The organism is Nonomuraea sp. KM90 (genome assembly GCF_052246675.1).
Taxonomy (GTDB): Bacteria; Actinomycetota; Actinomycetes; order Streptosporangiales; family Streptosporangiaceae; genus Nonomuraea.
The window spans coordinates 1-747 of record NZ_JBQQCB010000406.1 but is presented as its reverse complement, the minus strand read 5'-3'; the positions used below and the strand labels follow the sequence as shown (position 1 = coordinate 747).

Sequence of the window (747 nt, the reverse complement as noted above, 5' to 3'; positions counted from 1 at the left end):
GTCGCTGCCACCCCAGTGCAGTGGGCCGGACATCGTCGGCTGGGACTGGTCCAAGGTTGAGCACGAGAGCGTCCAGGGTACGAAGTGGGGTCAGTATCGGGTGGTCGGCACCTGGGACGGCTCCCGGCTGACCCTGACCGAACCACCAGGGGCGGCGGTCCAGGGCAGGCCGGAGGAGCACAGGTTCGACAGCCCGTGCCCCGTCCCGGAGGGCGGCTGGCGGCCGGCTGATCCCGCCAAGGCCACCCAGGAAGCGCTCCAGGCGACTCAGCAGCGGCTGCAGAATGAGGAGGCCGTGGGCGGGGTGTGGCTGGACCAGAGCTATCTGGACTCGATCCCCGGCTACGACGGCAGCAAGCGGGAGTGGTCGGAGAAGTACGCCAACGACCCGACCAAGCTGGTGCTGAACGTGAAGTTCACGGGCGACCTGGCCGGCAGGGAGGCGTGGATCCGGGAGAGCTGGGGTGGCGCGCTCTGCGTCAGCCAGGCCCGGCGCAGCCAGGAAACGCTGCGGCAGATCCAGGAGTTCATCGGCGACGATCTGGGCCAGCCCTTCACCTCGACTTCCGTCGACGTCATGAAGGAGCAGGTGGTCGTGGGCGTCTGGGTGGCCAGTGAGGAGCTCCAGCAACGGCTGAAGGACAAGTACGGCGAGGGCGTCGTGCTCCTGCAGGCGGTACTGAAGCCGGTGCGATAGGGAAGCCGTGACCGCTCTGACGCGCTGCCGGAGAGTCGACTCGTTGCCGG

The 747-nt window shown here is 68.4% G+C and carries 1 protein-coding gene; it reads left to right on the top strand.

The window, feature by feature from the left end:
• The coding region (locus tag ACTWPW_RS64480) for a hypothetical protein (RefSeq protein WP_443175082.1) at positions 1-697 on the top strand (697 nt) is incomplete at its 5' end.
• Between the last annotated feature and the right edge of the window lie 50 nt (positions 698-747).